Consider the following 20,312-nt stretch of genomic DNA (forward strand, 5'->3'; position numbering starts at 1 on the left):
CGGGGGTCCATCCGCGCTTAGATGGATCTAAGCGCACAAGAAGCGGCTAGTCGCTCACCCCGAAGCGGGCGTGCAGACGCTTCAGCGGAGCGGGCGCCCACCACATGATCCGGCGCTGCCAGGTCATGAACGCCGGCACCAGGATGCAGCGCACGAGCGTCGCATCGAGCAGCACCGCAAAGGCCAGGGCGACGCCCAGCTGTTTGATGATCATCAGGTCACCGGTCGCGAAGCCGGCGAAGACCACGATGATGATCAGCGCCGCCGAGGTGATGATGCGGCCGGACTGCTGAAGACCCCGCGCGATCGACTCTTCGTCGGTCGCGCCGGCATCCCGCTGATCTTTGATGCGCGACAGGATGAACATCTCGTAGTCCATCGCGAGGCCGAAACCGAAGACGAAGGTCAGCAGCACGACGAGGGTGTCGACGCCGTACACGGTTGTGGGGTCGAAGCCCATGAGGCCGGCAAACGCTCCGTCTTGGAAGCCCCAGACCAGCAGTCCCACCGAGGCTCCGAGCGAGAGTGCGCTGGCGAACAGCGCCTTAAGCGGGATGACGACCGACCCCGTCATGAGGAAGAGCAGCAGCACGGTGCCCAGGGCGATGACGCCGGCCGCCCACGGGATGCCGCTGCGCAGAGACTGCGAAAAGTCGACGGCGCGGGCATCCGTGCCGGTGACCCAGTGATCGAAGGCGGGATGTCCATCGCGGAGCTCGGCAACCACTGCGCCGCCGTTCTTGCCATCGACGACGACCGACGTTCGCCAGGCATCGCCCGACTCGACCGGCGTGCCCACCGACTCAACGTGCGCCAGCTTCGACGCGGTCGCGGCCCAGGAGCGGGCGTCCGCCTCGGAGCGCGTGACCAGCGCGACTCGGGGCGCCGCCGCCTCGGGGAAGTGTGTGTTCAACGTCGTGATGAAGGTGGACTGATCGGATGAGCTGGGGATCGCGTCGACCGCGGTGTTCGCCAGTCGAAGCGAGAGCACGGGAGTCGCGAGAAGCAGCAGCACCGCGAAAGCGCCGAGGGCGACGAGAGCTGGATGCCGCTGAAGTCGACGGGCAAGCTTCGAGAAGAAGCCCTCGGCGGGGGCGATATCGCCGAAGCGAGTGAGCGCTCGGCCGATCCCCGGGATCTTGGTGAGAGCGCCGGGACGCACCAGCCGTTCGCCGGTGAGCGCGAGGAGCGCCGGGAGGAGCGTGAGGGCGGATGCGATGGAGATCACGGTGACCGACAGGGCGCCCAGCCCGATCGCCTTGACGATCGACGGCGAGAAGAACAGCAGGCCGAGTCCTGCGATCGCGAACGTCGTGCCCGAGAACGCGACCGTGCGACCCGCCGTCTCTGCCGTTCGCACAATGGCCGTGAGTCGGTGTGCTCGCGCGGAGCCGCCATCCGGCGAGCGTCGGTACTCCTCACGGAACCGCGACACGATCAGCAGTCCGTAGTCGATCGAGAGGCCTAGCCCAACGGCCGTGACGACGTTGACGACGGTGGTGTTGACGTCGATCAGATAGGTGAACCCGAACAGGGCGCCGAGGCCACCGAGGATCGACACGAGCGCGCCAACGAGAGGCATGCCCGCAGCGAGGAAGCCGCCGAATACGACGAGCATCACAATCAGCGCGATCGGGAGGGCGATGGTCTCGCCCCGCTGAAGGTCGCTCTCGGAGATGTGCACGATCGAGTCGACGAGCAGATCGGAACTGCCGACTTGGGCCGTCGCGCCCGGAAAGGTCGTGCGGATCGCGTCTGCCGTCGAGCGCAGGCGATCCACAACGCGCTCGACGGTGGCATCCACGTCGTTGGCGGTCCGCGCAACTGACGCGCTGATCAGCACCCCGTCGCCGTCAGCTGCGTAGAGCGAAGCAGTCCGTGGGTCGGGGCTGCCATCCGGAAGCGGCGGCAGGAGCAGTGGATCGACAACCGTCACGCCGTCGAGATCACCGAGGTCAGTTGCCGCGGCAGCGACGAGCGTTGCGAGTTCGGGATCCGTGGTGTCGACGCCGTAGACGAGAAGAGTCGTCGAACGGGCATCCTCCCCGGCCAGAAGATCGTCGGCCGTTTTACTCTCCCCGTTGGACCACGAGCTGCCGTCGCTCCCGAGTCGATCGAAGAGCCCCTGACCGGTCACCCCCGCGAGCGCGACCGCCGCCGCTGCACCCAGCACGACGACCCAAATTGTGAGGACCCGGAACGGATGCCGAGCGGATGCCCCGGCGAGTTTGCCCAGCGCGCCAACGGGGTGAGGATGCGAAGGGTCGACAGCCATGACTCGACCCTAAAGCCGCGTCAGACCTTGTCTCGCCAGTCTTCGACCACGGTGATGGGAGCGGTAATCGAGCCGGTCGGTGGATCGACCACGGTCATCTCATCGCGGCGGTGACGCAGCACCGTCTCGATGTACGAGGTCAGCGCTTCGGCGAGCGGAACGTTGCGCTTTTCGTCCTGCGAGCGGTACCACCGGTGCTCCAGCAACTGGTGGAAAACCTCGGCCGGTTCCAACTTCCCGCGCAGTTCACGCGGAATCGCGCGCACCACAGGCTCGAACACCCGCGCGAGCCATTCGTGGGCGACAACCTCTTCGTCGTGACCGACCCTGTCACCGGAGGTGCGATAGGCGTCGAGGTCGTTCAGCAGGCGGCGCGCCTGGTTCTCGCCGGCATCCAATCCGGTCAGCCGCAGCAATCGGCGCGAATGGTGACCGGCATCCACCACCTTGGGTTGGATGCGCACTCGAGCGCCCGCGTCATCCCGACTGATCGACAGTTCCTCGATATCGAACCCGAGCTCGTTGAGTCGCTCGACGCGTTGCGCGATACGCCATCGCTCCGTTTCGGGGAACGATTCGGATGCCGTCAGCTCGACCCACAGGTCGCGGTAGGCCTCGACGATCCGGTCGGCGATCACGACGGGGTCGACGTCTTCATCGAGTCGGCCGCCGGACTGGAGGTCGAGAAGTTCGCCGGCGATGTTGATCCGGCCGATCTCGAGGTCGTGCTCGCGCTGCCCCGCGCTCAGGGCGCCGTCGTACAGTTTGCCGGTCTCGGCATCCACGAGGTACGCCGCGAAGGCGCCTGCGTCTCGCCGGAACAGAGTGTTCGACAGCGACACGTCGCCCCAGAAGAACCCGGCAACATGAAGCCGCGCGAGCAGAACGGCGAGGGCATCGACCAACCGGGTGGCGGTATCCGGCCGGAGGGTCTGCGAGTAGATCGCGCGGTAGGGCAGCGAGAAACGCAGGTGGCGAGTGACCAGCACCGGCGCGAGTTCTTCACCGGTCGCGGAGGTGCGTCCGGTGATCACGGCGATCGGTTCGACACACGGCAGGTCAAGGCGGTTGAGGGTGCGCAGCAGCTCGTACTCGTGTTGGGCCATCTCGGCAGTGGTCTCTTTGACGGCCAGCACGTGCTCGCCGAGCCGCACGAACCGCACGAGGTGTCGCGAGATGCCCTTAGGGAGTGCCGCGATGGTCTCGTCGGGCCAAAGCTCAAGGGGAAGGTTCCACGGCAGGTCGAGCAGAGCCGGATCGGGGACGGCCGAGGTGATCGAGAGGGCGGAACTCACTCCCCGAGCCTAGGGCGAGCGACCCTCCCGAACCTCGGGCCGAGCAAAACAACGGCCCCCGCCTCGTAGGAGACGGGGGCCGCGTAGAGGGGAGCCGGTCAGCTGGCCTTCGCCGTTACCGGCTTCGAGAGGCGCTCGCCGCTCTCGATGTCGAAAGCGTGGATGTGCGCCGGGGTCGGGGTGACCACGATCTTGTCGCCCGGGTTCGGGTGACTACGGCCGTCGACGCGGGCGACGATGTCGACCCGGTTGCCGTCGACTTTGGTGTGCCCGTAGAGGTAACCGTCGGCGCCGAGTTCCTCGACGACGTCAACCTCGACCGGAAGGCCGCTGCCGCTGGTCGCGATGGTCAGGTCTTCGGGTCGGATGCCGATGGTGACCTTCTTCGCCTTGGTGCCGGAGAGCACCTCGCGCTCGACCTTGGCGATAGCCGTGCCGAACTTGATGCCGCCTTCGGTGAGGTCTGTCGTGAACAAGTTCATCGCCGGGCTGCCGATGAAGCCGGCAACGAAAACGTTGAGCGGGTTCTCGTAGAGGTCGCGCGGAGTACCGATCTGCTGCAGCACGCCATCCTTGAGCACCGCAATGCGGTCACCCATGGTGAGCGCCTCGGTCTGGTCGTGGGTGACGTAGACCGTGGTCACGCCGAGCCGACGCTGGAGCGAAGCGATTTGGGTTCGCGTCTGGACGCGCAACTTGGCGTCGAGGTTCGACAGCGGCTCGTCCATGAGGAACACCTGGGGCTGACGCACGATCGCGCGACCCATCGCCACCCGCTGACGCTGACCACCGGAGAGTGCCTTCGGCTTGCGCCCGAGGTACGGCTCGAGGTCGAGCAGCTTCGCCGCCTGAAGTACCCGTTCGGCGCGCTCAGACTTGTTGACGCCGGCGATCTTCAGGGCGAAGCCCATGTTTTCGGCGACTGTCATATGGGGGTAGAGCGCGTAGTTCTGGAAGACCATCGCGATGTCGCGATCCTTCGGCGGCACGTCGGTGACGTCCCGATCGCCGATCAGGATGCGTCCCGAGTTGACCTCTTCGAGGCCCGCGAGCATGCGAAGGGTCGTGGACTTGCCGCAACCCGAGGGTCCGACGAGGACGAGGAACTCGCCGTCGGCGACCTCCAGTTCGATGGCGTCGACTGCCGGGCGAGTAGTGCCGGGGTAGAGCCGAGTGGCCTTATCGAAGGTAACTGTTGCCATAGGAATACTGCTCCCGTTCACCGGCAGGTACGTGCCGGACGATCCTTAGTGAATGGATGATGTGCCGAGTTGGGGACTCAGTACCCCCGATTATGGCACGCCCCATTGAGGGGGCGGATTCGGCATCCGTCGGGGCGACTCCCAGAGTGGCCCCATACGCTCTACCAGGCGCTTTTGCCCGCGCGGCCTGTTCTGCAGTATTTTGGCGCCGCGTGACCCGACCTGAAGAGGATCCATGAGCGAATCGCGTGAGGCTGCGCGCCAGCGCGCCAGCGAGCTCCGAGCCGAGCACCGCCGTCACGATCGACGCCAACGTACGGCGCTCATTCTCGGGATTACGGGTGGGATGCTCGTCGTGGCGGTGATTGTGGTTGTGGCACTCTCGACCCCGCGAACGCCCGCGACAGGTCCGGCGAACATGTTGAGCGACGGCATCAAGATCGGTCAGAACCTCGTAGCCGTGCCCACGGTGGGCCTCAAAGCCGACCAGACCCCGGTCGCGTCGTCGACGAATGCGCCGAACGTGGTCGACATCCAGATCTACGTTGACTACCTCTGCCCGAACTGCGGTCAGTTCGAAAAGCGCAATCGCGACACGCTCCGCGAGTGGGTGGAGTCGGGGGCGGCGACCGTCGAATTTCACCCGATCGCGATTTTCACCTCGAAGTCCGCGGGCACCCAGTACTCACTTCGGGCAGCGAATGCCGCGGCCTGCGTCGCCCAGTTTTCGCCCGACGACTTTTACGCATTTCATGACGAGCTGTTCGCCGAGCAGCCCGAAGAGAACACCCCGGGGCTCACCGACGAGCAACTGATCGCTGCGGCGCAGACAGCCGGCGTCGCAGACATTGCCAACGTCACGACCTGTGTGCACGACCACACCTACCGCGCCTGGGTAGTTGACGCGACGAACCGCGCTTTGGCCGGGCCCATCCCGGGCACCGACGTCGCGAAGATCGAGGCGACGCCGACGATCATCGTCAACGGGCAAGAGTTTCACTACACGACGGCATTCGACCCGAACGAATTCCGACAGTTCGTGCTGAGGGTGGCCGGTCAGTCGTTCAGCGAGAACGCGACGCCGACGTCGACACCGACCGAGACCCCGGCCCCGTAGACTCGCTCGGCCCGCCTGCTTAGCTCAGTTGGTAGAGCAACGCTCTTGTAAAGCGTAGGTCGTCGGTTCGATTCCGACAGCAGGCTCGATGTCTTCGACCTCTCCAGCGCCCCCCGCCGCGTCGGCACGACTTGTGCTCGTGCTCGTCGTCACCTTCGCTACCGGCGGGCTCATCGCCGTGCAGTCGCGCATCAACGGGGAGCTGGGGCAGCGCCTCGGCGACGGTTTTCTGGCGGCGTTCATCTCGTTCGGATCGGGATTCGTCATTCTGTGCCTCGTGGGAATCGTCTGGCGACCCGGGCGTCGCGGCGTTGCTCGCGTCGTCGCCGCGATTCGGGAGCGCCGCATCCCGTGGTGGTTGGTGCTCGGCGGCGCCGGCGGTGCGACTTTCGTGCTTGGTCAGACGCTCACGGTCGGCATCCTCGGGGTCGCGCTCTTCACGGTGGGCGTGGTCTGCGGCCAGACCGTGAGCTCGCTCCTGGTCGATCACCGCGGGCTTGCGCTCATGCCGGCAACGCCCGCGACCCCTCGGCGGATTTTCGGCGCCGCGCTGGCCGTACTTGCGGTCGGGGTAGCCGTCTCAGATCGGGTGCGTCCTGACGCGCCCTACCTCGCGCTCCTCATCCCGATCGTCGCCGGACTATTGGTCGGATGGCAGCAGGCGGCAAACGGACAAGTGCGGTCGATCGCCGGGTCGGCCTACGCCGCGACCTTCGGCAACTTTCTCGTCGGCACCCTCGTGCTCGGGATCGCGCTGCTCGTGCACCTGGCGGTCGGCGGTGGCCGCGTCGAGTTGCCGACCGTGCCGTGGCTGTACCTGGGTGGTGCGCTCGGGTGTGTCTTCATCGCGGCGCAGGCTGTCATCGTCACAAGGACCGGCGTGCTGCTGATGGGTCTCGCGTTGCTCGCAGGACAGTTGTGCGCCGCCGTGCTGTTCGACCTGATCGTGCCGGTATCGGCCGACGGCATCCATCTGGTCACGGTCATCGGAACGGCTCTCGTGTTGGCAGCAGTCGTCGTTGCCGCGCTCCCACGGCGGGCTCGCGTTGCCGCACCCGACTGAACCCCGTTCACAACGAGGTGAGGAAGTTCCGAGCACTCATGGCCGGACGGCGACCGGTCGGCGCGAGATCGTGCTTCCCGCCGACGTAGAGCCAGCCGAGCAGAGACTCTCCAGGCTCTAGCCGATGGCAGCGCCGTACGGGTTCTGAACGGGTGAAGAGTCCGGTGCGCCACATGACTCCCCACCCCGCCTCGTCGAGAACCAGGCTGAGCGCGTGAGCGACTCCCGCGGCGACAGCCTCTTGCTCCCACTCGGGCACTTTGATGCTCGGTTTCGGGGACGCGACGATGGCGAGCAGAAGGGGCGCCCGAAGGGGTTTGGCGGCCATCTTCTCTGCCGCCAAACCCTGCAGGCCAGCCGCCTCGGCCAGGGCCTCTCCCACCCGACGGCGGGACTCGCCGCGCACCGCGATGATGCGCCACGGTCGCAGCGCCGCATGATCGCCGATGGATGCTGCCGCCTCGATGAGCGGCAGCAGGTCGCGCGTTCGGGGCGCCTGCTCGGTCACCGCGGGATGCGAGTGGCGGCGTCGCATCCCGTCGGCGATGGGGTGGCTGGTCACGGCTCCGAGTGGAACCCGAGCGAGACGGAATTCATGCAGTAGCGCAGCCCGGTGGGGGTGCCGAAGCCGTCGTCGAAGACGTGGCCGAGATGGGAGCCGCAGCGGGCGCACCGCACCTCGGTGCGCACGGTTCCGAGCGAGCGATCTTCGATGAGCTCGACGGCATCCGGGTTCACGGAGTCGTAGAACGACGGCCAGCCACAGCCAGAATCGAACTTCGTTCCGCTCTTGAACAACTCGGCGTCGCAGGCCGCGCAGGTGTACAGCCCGGCGCGCTGCTCGTCGAGGAGTTCGCCGGTCCAAGCGCGCTCGGTTGAGGCCTCGCGAAGAACCGCGTATTGCTCGGGGGAGAGTTCATCGCGCCACTGTGCGTCGGTCTTTTCGACCGAGTAGCCCTTGCCCGTTGTGGTCATGTCGTGTCCTTCCGCTCCGCGACGCTCGCCCGATGCGCACGCCACTCTATTCAACCCGAGCAGGCTGACAGACTGCTTGCCATGAGCAGCCCGACCGCCGACTGGTACCACCGGGCCGCCACGCGCGACCTGGTGGGCCACTCGGCGCTGCACGTCGCCTGGGCGGCCGGAGTGGCCGCGGATGACGAGGTTGTTGCGTTGCTGGATCGACTCCCGCGCGAGCGTCGGCAGCCCTCGCTGGTCTTCTCGGTTGCGACCTACCTCGGGGCGCCGCTCGAGGCCTACCCGGGTTTTCGCACCTGGCTGGTCGAGCACTGGCCCGACGTTGAACGCGAGACCACAACTCGTCGCACCCAGACGAACGAGGTCGCGAGATGCGGCCCCCTTGTGGTCGCCTTGGACCGCGTCACGGATCGCGGCGGCGAGACCGCCCCGATCGCGCTCCTCGAGGTCGGGGCCGCGGCCGGACTGTGCATGATCCCCGACAGATATTCGTACCGGTTTGGCACCCACCCCGTTGTCGGCGACGGCACACCACTCATCGAGGTGGCTGTCTCAGGTGACGGCATCCCTCCCGAGCGGATTCCCGCGATTGCCTGGCGACGGGGCATCGATCTCAATCCACTCTCGGCCGCCGACTCTGCCGACCGGGAGTGGCTCGAGGCCCTGATTCCGCTCGACCGTCCCGATCGACGTTCCCGTCTCAGGGCCGCTCTCGCCACCGCCGAGGTCGACCCCCCGACAGTGGTGGCCGGGGATGCGCTCGACGATCTCGCGCGGGTCGCCGCCGATGCGCCGCGCGACATCCCCCTCGTTGTCGTCTCGCTCGGAACCTTGGTCTACCTCGCTCCGGCAGCGCGCGCGGAATTTCCGAAAGCGGTCGCCCGCCTCGGTGCTCGCTTGGTCACCCTCGAGGCCGAGGGAATCGCGGACCAAACCACAGCACGAACAGCTCCCGAACGCACCGGGTTTGTGCTCGCCCTCGACGGGGAACCGATCGCTCAGGTCAGCCCGCACGGCGACCGTTTGTCGTGGGTCGGGTGAGCGCTCGCCCGAGCCCGGCCAGCCTCCGTCGCGACCCCGGTACCGCGCCCTAAAGTCACCGATATGACCGCTGCCTCGCCCGTGGCCGCCTCGCACGCGGCGCTCGATGAGACGGAGCTGCGACTGCTCGACTTCGAGCGGGCGTGGGCCGACCGCACCGGCAACCGTGAGGCCGCTATCCGGGCCGAATTCGGCGTTTCCTCAGCCCGGTACTATCAAATGCTGTACGCGCTCATTGATTCGCCGCTCGCAGTGCGCGACGATCCGATCCTCGTGCGCCGCCTCCAGCGGCTCCGCGACGCACGGCGCAGGGCGCGAGCCCACACCTTCCCATCAGACAGCACAGCCCGCCCCGATAGCCAGGACGACACCGAGTAGATGGCCACTCAGCCCAGGGACCGCTTTGACGACGTCCCCGACGATCTCGTGCGTGTTGGCGCGCACCGGGCACCCGCGAGGCGTGGACGCGGCTGGGTCAAGTTCGCCTGGGCAGCCCTGGTCACCGCTGTGCTCATCGTCGCCGGGCTCTACGGGCTCTCGCGCGTCAATCCCGACGTCTCTTTCGACCTCCCGAACTTCGGGGGCGGACCCACTGCCGGTGAAACGGAAAGCCCCGCACCGGTCGTCGTCCCGGTCACTGACCCGACGCAGGTCGATCCGGCGCTTAACCTGTCGATCTCGGTTCTGAACGGCTCGCCGACCAACAAGCAGGCGGAGGCTGCGGCCAACCAGATCGCGCTGGCAGGCTGGCCGACACCGGCCGCGGCCAACTCCACGTCGCGCGAGGAGAAGGTCACCAAGATCTACTACAGCTCGAGCGACTTCGAGGGGATTGCCCTCGGATTGGCGCAACTGCTGGGCACCGATCCGGCGAACATCGTGCTTTCCGACTTCTACCCCGGAGCCCCGGTCACCATTATTCTCGGCGCCGACTACGTCCCGCCGGCGCCCTAGCCGACCGCGAGATTCTCCCCGTGCCGAGTCGGTCCATCCACGCGGTGACCGCCCCGCCTACCATGACGGCATGAGTCGGGGGCGAACCATCAGGGGGCGTTGGGTCGCGGGTTCTGTGGGCGCTCTGGCCGCGATCGCCCTTCTCGCTGGCTGTGCCGTCGCACCCGTTCCGATGCCGACGCCGAGCTACTCCTCGACCTACGTCACGCCGGAGCCGACCGGGCTCGCGCCCCTCACGGGCGCGATAATCCCGGTCGGATCGTTGAGCGCTCCGGCGCTGTCGGCGAAAATCGACAACCACCCGGATGCTCGGCCCCAGGTGGGTCTTGAGCACACCGATCTGCTGTTCGAGGAGCTCGTCGAGGGTGGTCTCACGCGGTACGTCGCGGTCTGGCATTCTGACGTTCCTGCCGAGATCGGACCGATCCGCAGCATCCGCCCGATGGATCCCGACATCATTTCGCCGCTCGGGGGGATCGTCGCCTACTCGGGCGGTCAGTCCCGGTTCGTGCAGCAGATGCTGAATACCGGGCTGTACAACGCCATCCACGGACAGCGGGATACCGATGACCTGATGTACCGGGCACCGGACCGGCCCGGCCCTCACGATGTCATCGTCAAGGCGCAGGAACTGATCGCCCGGCACCTCGATCTCGCGGCGCCCGTACAGCTGTTCTCGTTCGCGCCCGACCTCGATTCGTCGTCTGCAGTGCGTGAAGGAGCCGCAACCGCCGCGATCACCGCACGCTTCAGTTCGGGCTCGCGTCGCGGGTGGGCCTGGGATGCCGCCTCGCAACGTTGGCTTCGATCGCAAGATGAGTCGCCGGATCTCGATTCGGCGGGAACGCCGTACTCGGCAGTCAACGTGGTTGTCATCCGGGTCGCCATCTCCAACGACGGGGGCGTGCCGAAGACCGAACTGATCGGGTCGGGCGAGGCCTGGGTGTCGTCGGGAGGCTTCACGATCCACGCGACCTGGTCGAAGGCGTCGATGTACGAGCCGATCCGCATCGTCGACGACACCGGCACTGTCGTGCGACTCGCGCCGGGGAACAGCTGGATCGAGCTCGTGCCGCTTGCCGGAAGCGTCGACTTCGCGGCGCCGCCGCCGTCTCCGGAGCCTTCCCCAACCCCCTGACCGCTCGGTGCGCGGCTTGCACTCCCCCTGGTCGAGTGCCAAGATAGCCTCTGGCACTCGCGCGTCGTGAGTGCCAAGTTCTACGTCCAGGAGGGACGACACACACTCATGGCAAAGATCATCGCTTTCAACGAAGAGGCCCGTCGCGGCCTCGAGCGCGGCTTGAATATTCTCGCTGACGCCGTCAAGGTAACGCTCGGCCCGCGTGGCCGCAACGTCGTTCTGGAGAAGAAGTGGGGCGCTCCCACGATCACCAACGACGGCGTCTCGATCGCGAAAGAGATCGAGCTCGACGACCCCTACGAGAAGATCGGCGCAGAGCTGGTCAAAGAGGTTGCCAAGAAGACTGATGACGTCGCGGGCGACGGAACGACCACCTCGGTCGTGCTCGCCCAGGCGCTCGTTCGCGAAGGCCTGCGCAACGTCGCAGCTGGCGCGGACCCGATCAGCCTCAAGCGCGGCATCGAGAAGGCCGTTGCGGCCGTTATCGCCGAGCTGATTGCTGGCGCCAAAGAAATCGAGACCAAGGAAGAGATCGCGGCCACCGCATCCATCTCTGCCGGAGACCCCGAGATCGGCGCGCTCATCGCCGAAGCGATCGACAAGGTCGGCAAGGAGGGCGTCGTCACTGTTGAGGAGTCGAACACCTTCGGCACGACACTCGAACTGACCGAGGGGATGCGCTTCGACAAGGGCTACCTGTCGCAGTACTTCGTCACCGACCAGGAGCGTCAGGAGGCCGTCTTCGAAGACGCCTACGTGCTCATCGTCAACTCGAAGGTCTCCAACATCAAGGACCTCCTCCCGATCGTCGACAAGGTGATCCAGGCGGGCAAGCAGCTGCTGATCATCGCGGAAGACGTCGACGGCGAGGCTCTCGCGACCCTGATCGTCAACAAGATCCGTGGCATCTTCAAGTCGGTTGCCGTCAAGGCTCCCGGCTTCGGTGACCGTCGCAAGGCGCAGCTCGCCGACATCGCCATCCTCACCGGTGGCGAGGTCATCAGCGAAGAGCTCGGGCTCAAGCTTGAGAACGCAACGCTCGAGCAGCTTGGGTCCGCCCGCAAGATCATCGTCACGAAGGACGAGACCACGATCATCGAGGGTGCCGGCAACGCCGACCAGATCGCCGGACGGGTCAAGCAGATCCGTCAGGAGATCGAGAACACCGACAGCGACTACGACCGCGAGAAGCTCCAGGAGCGCCTCGCGAAGCTCGCCGGTGGTGTCGCGGTCATCAAGGCCGGGGCCGCGACCGAGGTCGAACTCAAAGAGCGCAAGCACCGCATCGAGGACGCCGTTCGCAACGCGAAGGCCGCCGTCGAAGAGGGAATCGTCGCCGGTGGTGGCGTTGCCCTCATCCAGGCAGGCAAGCTCGCCTTCGAGAGCAAGGCCATCAAGGCCCTCGTGGGTGACGAGGCGACGGGTGCGAACATCGTGCGCGTCGCCATCGATGCCCCGCTCAAGCAGATCGCGCTCAACTCGGGTCTCGAGCCCGGCGTCGTCGTTGACAAGGTGCGCAACCTCCCCGTCGGTCAGGGCCTCAACGCTGCGACCGGCGAGTACGTCGACATGCTGGCCGCCGGAATCAACGACCCGGTGAAGGTGACGCGTTCGGCTCTGCTCAACGCCGCATCCATCGCCGCGCTGTTCCTGACGACCGAAGCGGTTGTCGCCGACAAGCCGGAGCGCAACACTGCCCCGGCCGGCGACCCGTCGGGTGGCATGGACTTCTAAGTCCTGCACAACGATCAGCGGGCGGCTCCCACAAGGAGCCGCCCGCTTTCGTTTCCCGTTCGCCGACGTTTCGGATTGGCGTTAGCGCGCGAACAACCGCGCGTTCTGCTGCTCGATGTCGGCGTAGTGCTGGCCCGCTTGGGCCAACCCGGTGTTGATGAGGTGCAGGCTGTCCTCCACTCGCCGCTGGGTAGCGGTCCAGTCCGCGACGACGGCCTGAAAGGCTGCTGCGGCCTGCCCCGTCCACGAACTCTGGAGGTCGAGGAGCTTGGTGTGGAGCACGCTCACGTCGGATTGGATGCGGCTCGCGGCCGCTTGAACGGAAGAGGTCGCGGCAGCGACGGCTTCACTATCTACTTGATATCGCGTCATGCGGTGAACCTACGGACGCTTAGCACGCCCCCGTGACGCGGGCGCTGGCGCTGGGGACGGGGCTTCCGGCTCCGAGGTGGGGAGGAGAGGCAGGCTGACCCGGAACGTCGCGCCCCCGCCGGGAGTCTCGACAACCTCAACGTGGCCGTCGTGGTTGGCCACGATGCCCGCCACGATCGCGAGTCCGAGGCCCGAGCCACCCGTGTCGCGGGTGCGCGAGGAGTCGGCGCGGAAGAACCGCTGGAAGATCTTCTCGCGCAGTTGCGGCGGGATGCCCTCGCCGTGGTCAACGATCGCGATCACCCCGAATCCACCCACGCTGTCGACATCCACGACGATCTCAACGGGGGAGTTGTCACGGGTGAATCGCATCGCGTTTCCCATCAGGTTTGTCACGACCTGGCGGATCTTGTCTTCTTCGGCAAACACGATCGGCCCGACAGGAAGCAGCGGCGTTGGGGCCGAAACGGGCGCTCCGCGTGCCGGGCGGCGGAATCGAAGTCGGGCAAGGGTTGCCCCGGCAAACGCAAATGCCCCAACGGTGACTCCCGCGCGCCGGGCCGCCGACGGCACCGCCGCGACGGCAGCGTCGGCCTCCGACGAATCGGCCGTGGGGATGCCGGAGTTCGTCTCTTCAGGTTCGGGAACGACGACGGTGATGCGCCGTTCGGGTGCGGATGCCGCGGCGTCGAGTGCGGCATCCCGAGCGATCGGCAGCAGATCGACGGCGACGCGGGTCAGCGGCCGTGCCTCGTCAAGTCGAGCGAGTTCGAGCAGGTCCTCGACCAGGGCGCCCATGCGGATCGCCTCGCGTTCGATACGGTCCATGGCTTGCGCGACGTCTTCCGACGTCTGCAACGCCCCCATCCGATACAGCTCGGCGTAGCCGCGCACCGAGACCAACGGCGTGCGCAGTTCGTGCGATGCGTCGCCGACGAAGCGCCGCATCTGATCGACAGTGCGCGCACGGTCGGCGAAGGCCCGGTCGATGCGGGCGAGCATCGTGTTGAGTGAGCGGCTCAACCGGCCGACCTCGGTGTTGGGGGTGGCACCGCCGAGCCGCTGACTGTAGTCGCCTGCGGCGAAGCGCGCGGCGGTACGTTCGACGTCGCGCAGCGGCATGAAGGCGCCGCTCACCAACAACTGCGTCGCCATGGCCGCGAATACGACGACCGCGATCGCGAACAACAGGAAGATCGCCGCGTAACGCCCGAGGAGCGCGTTGGTGTCGCTCAGGTTTCGCCCGATCAGGAGCGTCGCCTGGTGGCCCTGCCAGGAGACGGTCGAGGGGTACGCGATCACCCGCCACTCGGTGGTCTTGGCAGCGTTGAGCAGGGTGATGCCGCCGTCGAGCTGAATCACCGACGACAGGCCGAGCCCTGAGATGACCGGCGCGATGTCGGTTTCGCTCAGCGAGAGATTGTCGTCGAGGAGTTCACCGCTCGCCGAGACGGCTGCGAAATAGTACGGCGTGAAGCCGGCGCGGTCGTCGCCGTAGGGCAGAAAGCCGCTGAACTCAACCGCGGATTCGAGATTGGAGTACCTCGAGTTGATTCCCTCGTCGACGCGCTCAAGCAGGTAGGCGCGTAGCACCGTCATGGTTCCGGCACCCGCGACCGTGAGGCCGAGGGTCAGCAGCAACACGATGACGCCGGTGACCTTGGCGCGCAGCGAGATGCCGTTCCACCAGCGGTCGAAGGAGGCCTGGACGGGGTTCGACATCACGCGCCTCCCGAGCGGTCCTGTGGTGATCGAGGCTGAGTCGTTGACTGCGGCTTAGACCTTCGAGGTCTTGAGCATGTACCCGAATCCGCGTTTGGTCTGAATCATCGGCTCGGTCGAGTGCTGATCGAGCTTACGGCGCAGGTACGAGATGTAGCTCTCGACGATCCCGGCATCGCCGTTGAAGTCGTATTCCCAGACGTGGTCGAGGATCTGAGCCTTGCTGAGCACCCGGTTCGGGTTGAGCATCAGATAGCGCAGCAGCTTGAATTCGGTGGGCGACAGTTCGACCTGTTCGGAACCGACGGTCACCTCGTGCGTGTCCTGATCCATGCTCAGTTCGCCGGTTCGGATGACGGCATCCTCTTCGTCATGCATCGTGCGGCGCAGGATTGCCTTCAGTCGGGCGACGATCTCGTCGAGCGAGAACGGCTTGGTCACATAGTCGTCGCCGCCGACGGTCAGCCCGGTGATCTTGTCTTCGGTGTCGTCTTTCGCGGTGAGGAACAGGATGGGTGCGGTGTAGCCGCTCGCGCGCAGCCGCTTGGTCACGCCGAAACCGTTCATGTCGGGGAGCATGACGTCGAGGATGATCAGATCGGGCTCTTCTTCAAGCACCGCCGAGATCGCCTGGGCACCGTTGCCGACCGCGCGCACCGCGAAGCCGGCGAAGCGCAGGCTGGTGGTGAGGAGGTCACGGATGTTGGGCTCGTCGTCGACAATCAGGATGCGGGGGCCGTCGCTCATGTCCCTAGTTTCTGCGCGTTTGCTGGATGATTCCTGATAGTCGCGTGATCGGGGGATCACCTCGGGGTCATCGGCGACGTGGCATCGGCCGCGATCCGGTCGGCGAGGGGGGCCAGGATGCCGCCGGCGTCGACGCCGGGCAGCAACTTTGCCATGACCCGGTCGAGATCCGCGAGGTCGGCGTCACTGAGTCGGTCGAAGAATAAGTCACCCACTGCGGCGAAGTAGAACGGGGCGGCGGCTCGGAATGCCGCGTACCCGGTTTCGGTGAGGGTCACGATCTGCACCCGCTTGTCGTCGACCGAGCGCGAGCGGGTGACCGTTCCGCGGGATTCAAGCCGCGAGACGGCGTGGGACAGCCGCGACAACGAGGAGGCGAGCAGCAGCGCGAGCCGCGACATCGGCATGGCCCGGCCGTCGCTGAGGTTCAGATGGTTGAAGACGAGGTACTCGAACTGGGTAAGTCCGGTCTGGGTCAGGAGCCGCGAGGTGATCTCGGAAGGGATCCCCGCAGACACGCCGGCGAATCGGATCCACGCCATGCGCTGAAGTGCTCCCAGGTCTTGACCGGGGAACCGCGCGCGCTCGCTCATGGGGAGAGGATACCAAAACTTGACGCTTCAAGTTATTCGGTCTAGCCTCGCAATCAGTTGACGCTTCAAGTAGATGCTTCAGGTACCAGGAGGAACACGTGGAGATCGCCGTCTGGATCGTGTCGGGGCTGCTCGCCTTCGCTTTCGTCGTCGGAGGGGTCGCGCGTCTTGTCGTACCAGCCGAGCGCTATGCCGACATCCCGAATCAGCAGTGGATTCGCGCCGTTCCCCGCCGCGGCGTGATCGCGATCTCCCTCGCTGAGATCCTCGGGGCGGGTGGCCTCGTCGTGCCGATGCTGACCGGCATCCTCCCGGTGCTGGCGCCGATCGCCGCGTGCTGCCTCGCGCTGATCATGGCCGGAGCGCTGGTCTTCCACCTGCGCCGGCGGGAGTGGCCGAATGTTCCGGTCGCCCTCGTCCTGATCGCGCTGCTGCTCTTTGTCGCGATCGCGCGGTTCTCGGGAGTCTGAATCGCGACATCCCGAACCTCGGGGGGCTGAGGCTTCAGCGCACCGGCTCGTAAACGAGGTGGGTGACGAGGGTCGTCGCCCGCGCCGACACTTGCCGCCACTGTTGGGCGGGAACCCCGTCGAACAGCCGCTCGCCGCGGCCAGCGACCATCGGCATGACGTGCAACCGCAACTCGTCGACCAGCCCCTCCGCAAGGAACTGGTTCACGGTCGACGGGCCGCCCGAAATCGCGACGTTGCGGTCGCCCGCCGCATCCCGTGCTCGGTCGAGCGCCGCATGGATTCCGTCGCTCACGAAATGGAAGGTCGTCCCGCCCTCCATCACGAGGTCGTCGCGTTCGCGGTGCGCGAGCACGAACACCGGCCCGCGATACGGCGGCTCAGGCCCCCACCATCCGGTCCAGTCGAGATCCCAGTCGCCGCGGTCGGGGCCGAACATGTTGCGGCCCATGATGAATGCGCCCGCGTCGACGATCGTGGCCACTTCTGCCCGGTTCTCGGCGGCATACGGCTCCTTGAACATCCAGCAGAGCATCAGGGTCTGGTCGAAGTCGCCGAATGGGCTCTCGAAGCTCTGCCCGATCCCGGATCCGTAGCCGTCCATCGAGACAGCGAGGTCGCTCACAACGCGTGACATAGTTCAGGCTCCTACCTGGTTGAAGAAGGCGATCACATCGTCGGCCCAGAGCGCGGGCTGCTCCCACGGGCCGAAGTGCCCGCCGCGCGGCAGCTCGGTCCACCGCACGATCGGGAACCAGTGCTCAGCCGACGCCCGTGGTCCGGGCACGAGGTCGCCGGGCCACACCGATACACCCGTTGGCACCGTGACAGGTGCTTCCGAGAGGGTCGAATGTCCGTTGTCGTAGTAGTACTGCGCGGCCGACGTCGCCGACGCAGTCACCCAGTAGATCGTGAGGTTGGTACACAGCTCGTCGAGCGTGTACACGTCGAAGACGTCGCCGTCGCTCCACGCTTGGAACTTCTCGACGATCCACGCGGCGAACCCCGCGGGGGAGTCGTCGAGTGCAGCCCCGATGGTCTGCGGTTTCGTGCGTTGCAGTCGCGCGTAGGCGCCCTCTGCGGTCTCCCAGTCGCTGAGTCGCGCGAGCCAGTCGCGGTCGCCGTCGCTGAGGTCGGCCGGGTTGCCGGTGAGGAGGCTGCGCAACCGCCGCAACGGGATGTCGCCGAGGTGCAGCCCGAGCAACCGTTCGGGGCAGATCAGCGCGAGTTGTTCCCCGATCTGCGAGCCCAGGTCGGCTCCATGGACGCCGAACCTGTCGTGTCCGAGTTCGGTCATCACCGCCGCGAACACCTCAGCGACTCCGACGGGCCCGAGCGCTTCGTGCGGCTTGTCACTGAACCCGAACCCGGGGATGCTCGGCACGATCAGCTCGAAACGCTCGGCCAGCAGCGGGAGCGCCTTCTCGAACCGCACGAACCCGTCGGGCCAGCCGTGCAGCAACAGGAGCGGGGTCGCACCGCGGGTCCCGGCGCGCACCACATGCACGCCGAGGTCGTGCCCGCTCGGCGTCGGCACCGTCACCCGCACCTGGTCGAATCGGTTGAGCCGCTCCTCGGCCGCTCGCCAGTCGTAGGCGCCGGCCCAGTGGGCGAGTACTCGGTTGAGGGCGGCCGGCGGGATGCCGCGCGACCAATCGTCGGCGACACTCACCGGCGCCCGACGGGTGCGGGTTAGCCGGTCGTGCAGGTCGGTGAGGATGTCATCCTCGACCTGAATGGTGAAGGGTTCGATGCGCGCAGACACCCTTCGAGTATCGCCCGGAAAGGCCGTGACTACGTGTCGCGGCGCTTCACGAGAACCAAGGCCGCGATACCGTTCACGACGACCCACGCGAGCATGACGAGCAGCCCCTGGGTGGCATCGAGGGTCAGCACGCCGCCTTCGGAAGAAGCCACCGGTTCATACGCGTACATCTGACCGCCCGCGTTGCTCGGCAAGAATGCCGCGACGTTGAAGGCCCAGGCCGCCTGCGTGAGCACGCCAACCAGGCTGAGCACGATGGGCGCGATGAAGACGATTCCGACGACGGTCGCGATACTGCCCGAACTGACCCGGATGATCGCGCCGATCGCGAGCGACAGGATGCCGATCAGCGCGAGGTAGCCGATCGCGCCGAGGATCCCCCACCAGAAGGGCGGATCGCCCAGGTCGAGGGTGCGGCCCCGACCGGTCAGGATCGCGGCCGAGATCAATGCTGAAGCGATCAGGGCGACCGCCGACACGACGACCGTGACGACACCGAAGACGAGAGCCTTCCCGGCGATCGCGGGCAGCCGCTTGGGCACGGCGGCGAAGGTCGAGCGGATCATCCCGGTTCCGTATTCGCCCGTGATCACGAGTGCTCCGAGCACCGCGATGACTAGCTGGCCGAAGGTGACCCCGACGGTCGCAACACCCAACCAGAGGGGCTCGACCCCGACCGAGGGATCGATCAGGCCGCGTCCGCCGCTGCTGCCGTCGGTCGGCGCAGCGACGGCGACGAGCGCGGCGAACCCAATCGTGAGCGCGACGAAGATCAGGTAGCACCACAGCGTCGAACGCAGGCTGCGCAGCTTGATCCACTCCGAGCGCAGGATGCCGCCGAAGGTGAGGTGCGGCTGTCGCGTGGCGACGGTGGTGGTCACTGGAGTCCTCCTGCGTGGTATTCGACCTCGTCGGCGGTGAGCGCGAGGTAAGCCTCTTCGAGAGTCCCGACGTCGGTCGTGAGCTCGTGCAGCACGACGCCGTCGCGGGCGGCGAGTTCGCCGATCCGGGGAGCGGCGAGACCCGTCACGACGAGGAGTCCGTTCGCGCTGGGCGTGACGGTGCCGCCTTCTTTGGTGACGGCCGCGCTGAGTTTGGAGCCATCCGGGGTGCGCACGTTAACCGTGCCGCCCCCCGCACGCGCGAGGATGTCGCCGACCGGGGCGTCCGCGATGACCCGACCGCGGCCCAGCACGATGATGTGCTCCGCTGTCAGCGCCATCTCGCTCATCAGGTGCGACGAGAGAAAGACGGTGCGGCCCTGCTTGGCGAGCGCTTGGGACAACGTGCGCACCCAGATGACGCCTTCGGGGTCGAGTCCGTTGACCGGCTCGTCGAGGATGAGGGTTTCCGGATCGCCGAGCAGTGCCGCCGCGATCCCGAGCCGCTGCCCCATGCCGAGCGAGAAGCCGCCGACGCGCCGTCGGGCCACCGACTCGAGTCCGGTGAGCGAAATCACTTCCGCAACGCGCTTCTTCGGGATGCCGTGGGTGGCTGCCAGCGCGAGGAGGTGGCTTTCGGCGGTGCGGCCGGTGTGTACCGCCTTCGCGTCGAGCAGGACGCCGACCTCGCGGAGCGGTGCTTTCAGATCTTCGTACCGCTTGCCGCCGACTGTCACTCTCCCCGCCGACGGGCTGTCGAGCCCGACAATCAGTCGCATCGTCGTCGATTTGCCCGCGCCGTTGGGGCCGAGGAATCCGGTCACCATCCCGGGCTTGACGGTGAAACTCACGTCGTCAACGGCGGTCTTGTCGCCGTAACGCTTGGTCAGGCCTGATGCTTCGATCACGAGTTCAGCCTGTCATCCCCCCGGCCGTGACCTGTACTCCCGGAGAGGTATCTC

At 66.6% G+C, this 20,312-nt stretch carries 21 protein-coding genes and 1 tRNA gene; 9 read left to right on the plus strand and 13 right to left on the minus strand.

Going from position 1 to position 20,312, the window contains the following annotated elements; translation table 11 throughout:
- Positions 1–46: 46 nt before the first annotated feature.
- The 3 genes from ABIR17_RS11115 to ugpC form a co-directional block, all read right to left on the minus strand.
- Complete coding sequence (locus tag ABIR17_RS11115) at positions 47–2,275, minus strand: MMPL family transporter (protein ID WP_348004461.1); 2,229 nt, start codon at positions 2,273–2,275, stop codon at positions 47–49.
- 20 nt (positions 2,276–2,295) lie between these two features.
- Positions 2,296–3,570 carry a DUF4032 domain-containing protein gene (locus tag ABIR17_RS11120; protein WP_348004462.1) on the minus strand — a complete coding sequence of 425 codons (1,275 nt, stop codon included), beginning with the start codon at positions 3,568–3,570 and terminating at the stop codon, positions 2,296–2,298.
- A gap of 98 nt (positions 3,571–3,668) precedes the next feature.
- Positions 3,669–4,772, minus strand: coding sequence for a sn-glycerol-3-phosphate ABC transporter ATP-binding protein UgpC (gene ugpC, locus ABIR17_RS11125; RefSeq protein WP_348004463.1), 1,104 nt, complete (start codon positions 4,770–4,772; stop codon positions 3,669–3,671).
- Positions 4,773–5,007: 235 nt separating this feature from the next.
- Here ugpC and ABIR17_RS11130 point away from each other — a divergent pair, with 235 nt between their 5' ends.
- The 3 genes from ABIR17_RS11130 (at position 5,008) to ABIR17_RS11140 (ending at position 6,952) form a co-directional block, all read left to right on the plus strand.
- Entirely contained in the window at positions 5,008–5,889 is an 882-nt protein-coding gene (locus ABIR17_RS11130; protein ID WP_348004464.1) for a thioredoxin domain-containing protein, read from the plus strand.
- 13 nt (positions 5,890–5,902) lie between these two features.
- Positions 5,903–5,975, plus strand: a tRNA-Thr gene (locus tag ABIR17_RS11135).
- Positions 5,976–5,977: 2 nt separating this feature from the next.
- On the plus strand, positions 5,978–6,952 hold the full coding sequence (locus tag ABIR17_RS11140; RefSeq protein ID WP_348004465.1) for a DMT family transporter: 975 nt from the start codon (positions 5,978–5,980) through the stop codon (positions 6,950–6,952).
- Between the two features lie 7 nt (positions 6,953–6,959).
- Here the strand turns inward: ABIR17_RS11140 and ABIR17_RS11145 are convergent, their stop codons facing one another.
- Together ABIR17_RS11145 and msrB are read right to left on the minus strand one after the other, a co-directional pair.
- On the minus strand, positions 6,960–7,514 hold the full coding sequence (locus ABIR17_RS11145) for a nitroreductase family protein (protein ID WP_348004466.1): 555 nt from the start codon (positions 7,512–7,514) through the stop codon (positions 6,960–6,962).
- On the minus strand, positions 7,511–7,927 hold the full coding sequence (gene msrB, locus ABIR17_RS11150) for a peptide-methionine (R)-S-oxide reductase MsrB (RefSeq protein ID WP_348004467.1): 417 nt from the start codon (positions 7,925–7,927) through the stop codon (positions 7,511–7,513). Before msrB ends, ABIR17_RS11145 begins: the two co-directional genes overlap by 4 nt.
- 81 nt (positions 7,928–8,008) lie before the next feature.
- Here msrB and ABIR17_RS11155 point away from each other — a divergent pair, with 81 nt between their 5' ends.
- The 5 genes from ABIR17_RS11155 to groL all read left to right on the plus strand — a co-directional run bounded on the left by ABIR17_RS11155 (position 8,009) and on the right by groL (position 12,800).
- The gene (locus ABIR17_RS11155) at positions 8,009–8,971 is read left to right on the plus strand and encodes a DUF2332 domain-containing protein (protein WP_348004468.1); all 963 of its coding nucleotides are present in this window, start codon (positions 8,009–8,011) and stop codon (positions 8,969–8,971) included.
- A gap of 63 nt (positions 8,972–9,034) precedes the next feature.
- A complete protein-coding gene (locus tag ABIR17_RS11160; protein WP_348004469.1) occupies positions 9,035–9,349 on the plus strand; it encodes a DUF3263 domain-containing protein in 315 nt (104 codons plus the stop codon).
- Positions 9,350–9,925: a LytR C-terminal domain-containing protein gene (locus ABIR17_RS11165; RefSeq protein ID WP_348004470.1), complete on the plus strand. Its 576-nt coding sequence runs from the start codon at positions 9,350–9,352 to the stop codon at positions 9,923–9,925.
- Between the two features lie 70 nt (positions 9,926–9,995).
- Entirely contained in the window at positions 9,996–11,063 is a 1,068-nt protein-coding gene (locus ABIR17_RS11170; RefSeq protein ID WP_348004471.1) for a DUF3048 domain-containing protein, read from the plus strand.
- Between the two features lie 108 nt (positions 11,064–11,171).
- Positions 11,172–12,800 carry a chaperonin GroEL gene (gene groL / locus ABIR17_RS11175; RefSeq protein ID WP_348004472.1) on the plus strand — a complete coding sequence of 543 codons (1,629 nt, stop codon included), beginning with the start codon at positions 11,172–11,174 and terminating at the stop codon, positions 12,798–12,800.
- A gap of 81 nt (positions 12,801–12,881) precedes the next feature.
- Here the strand turns inward: groL and ABIR17_RS11180 are convergent, their stop codons facing one another.
- The 4 genes from ABIR17_RS11180 to ABIR17_RS11195 are packed head-to-tail and all read right to left on the minus strand — an operon-like array spanning position 12,882 to position 16,234.
- Positions 12,882–13,172, minus strand: coding sequence for a WXG100 family type VII secretion target (locus ABIR17_RS11180; RefSeq protein ID WP_348004473.1), 291 nt, complete (start codon positions 13,170–13,172; stop codon positions 12,882–12,884).
- Positions 13,173–13,181: 9 nt separating this feature from the next.
- Complete coding sequence (locus tag ABIR17_RS11185) at positions 13,182–14,894, minus strand: HAMP domain-containing sensor histidine kinase (protein ID WP_348004474.1); 1,713 nt, start codon at positions 14,892–14,894, stop codon at positions 13,182–13,184.
- Between the two features lie 54 nt (positions 14,895–14,948).
- Positions 14,949–15,641, minus strand: coding sequence for a response regulator transcription factor (locus tag ABIR17_RS11190; RefSeq protein ID WP_348004475.1), 693 nt, complete (start codon positions 15,639–15,641; stop codon positions 14,949–14,951).
- Positions 15,642–15,697: 56 nt separating this feature from the next.
- Positions 15,698–16,234, minus strand: coding sequence for a MarR family transcriptional regulator (locus ABIR17_RS11195; protein WP_348004476.1), 537 nt, complete (start codon positions 16,232–16,234; stop codon positions 15,698–15,700).
- Between the two features lie 98 nt (positions 16,235–16,332).
- Here ABIR17_RS11195 and ABIR17_RS11200 point away from each other — a divergent pair, with 98 nt between their 5' ends.
- Positions 16,333–16,704 (plus strand): DoxX family protein, encoded by a 372-nt coding sequence (locus ABIR17_RS11200; RefSeq protein ID WP_348004477.1) that lies wholly within the window; start codon positions 16,333–16,335, stop codon positions 16,702–16,704.
- A gap of 34 nt (positions 16,705–16,738) precedes the next feature.
- On the opposite strand, the gene ABIR17_RS11205 is transcribed toward ABIR17_RS11200, so the two are convergent.
- Genes ABIR17_RS11205 through ABIR17_RS11220 form a run of 4 tightly spaced genes read right to left on the minus strand, consistent with a single transcriptional unit; the run spans position 16,739 to position 20,258 of the window.
- Positions 16,739–17,341: a dihydrofolate reductase family protein gene (locus ABIR17_RS11205; protein WP_348004478.1), complete on the minus strand. Its 603-nt coding sequence runs from the start codon at positions 17,339–17,341 to the stop codon at positions 16,739–16,741.
- Between the two features lie 3 nt (positions 17,342–17,344).
- A complete protein-coding gene (locus ABIR17_RS11210; protein WP_348004479.1) occupies positions 17,345–18,469 on the minus strand; it encodes an epoxide hydrolase family protein in 1,125 nt (374 codons plus the stop codon).
- Between the two features lie 29 nt (positions 18,470–18,498).
- The gene (locus tag ABIR17_RS11215) at positions 18,499–19,350 is read right to left on the minus strand and encodes an ABC transporter permease (protein WP_348004480.1); all 852 of its coding nucleotides are present in this window, start codon (positions 19,348–19,350) and stop codon (positions 18,499–18,501) included.
- Positions 19,347–20,258, minus strand: a complete 912-nt coding sequence (locus ABIR17_RS11220) for an ATP-binding cassette domain-containing protein (RefSeq protein ID WP_348004481.1) — start codon at positions 20,256–20,258, stop codon at positions 19,347–19,349. Before ABIR17_RS11220 ends, ABIR17_RS11215 begins: the two co-directional genes overlap by 4 nt.
- Positions 20,259–20,312 lie beyond the last annotated feature (54 nt).

The sequence above is a fragment of the Pseudolysinimonas sp. genome, assembly GCF_039912695.1.
Taxonomy (GTDB): Bacteria; Actinomycetota; Actinomycetes; order Actinomycetales; family Microbacteriaceae; genus Pseudolysinimonas_A.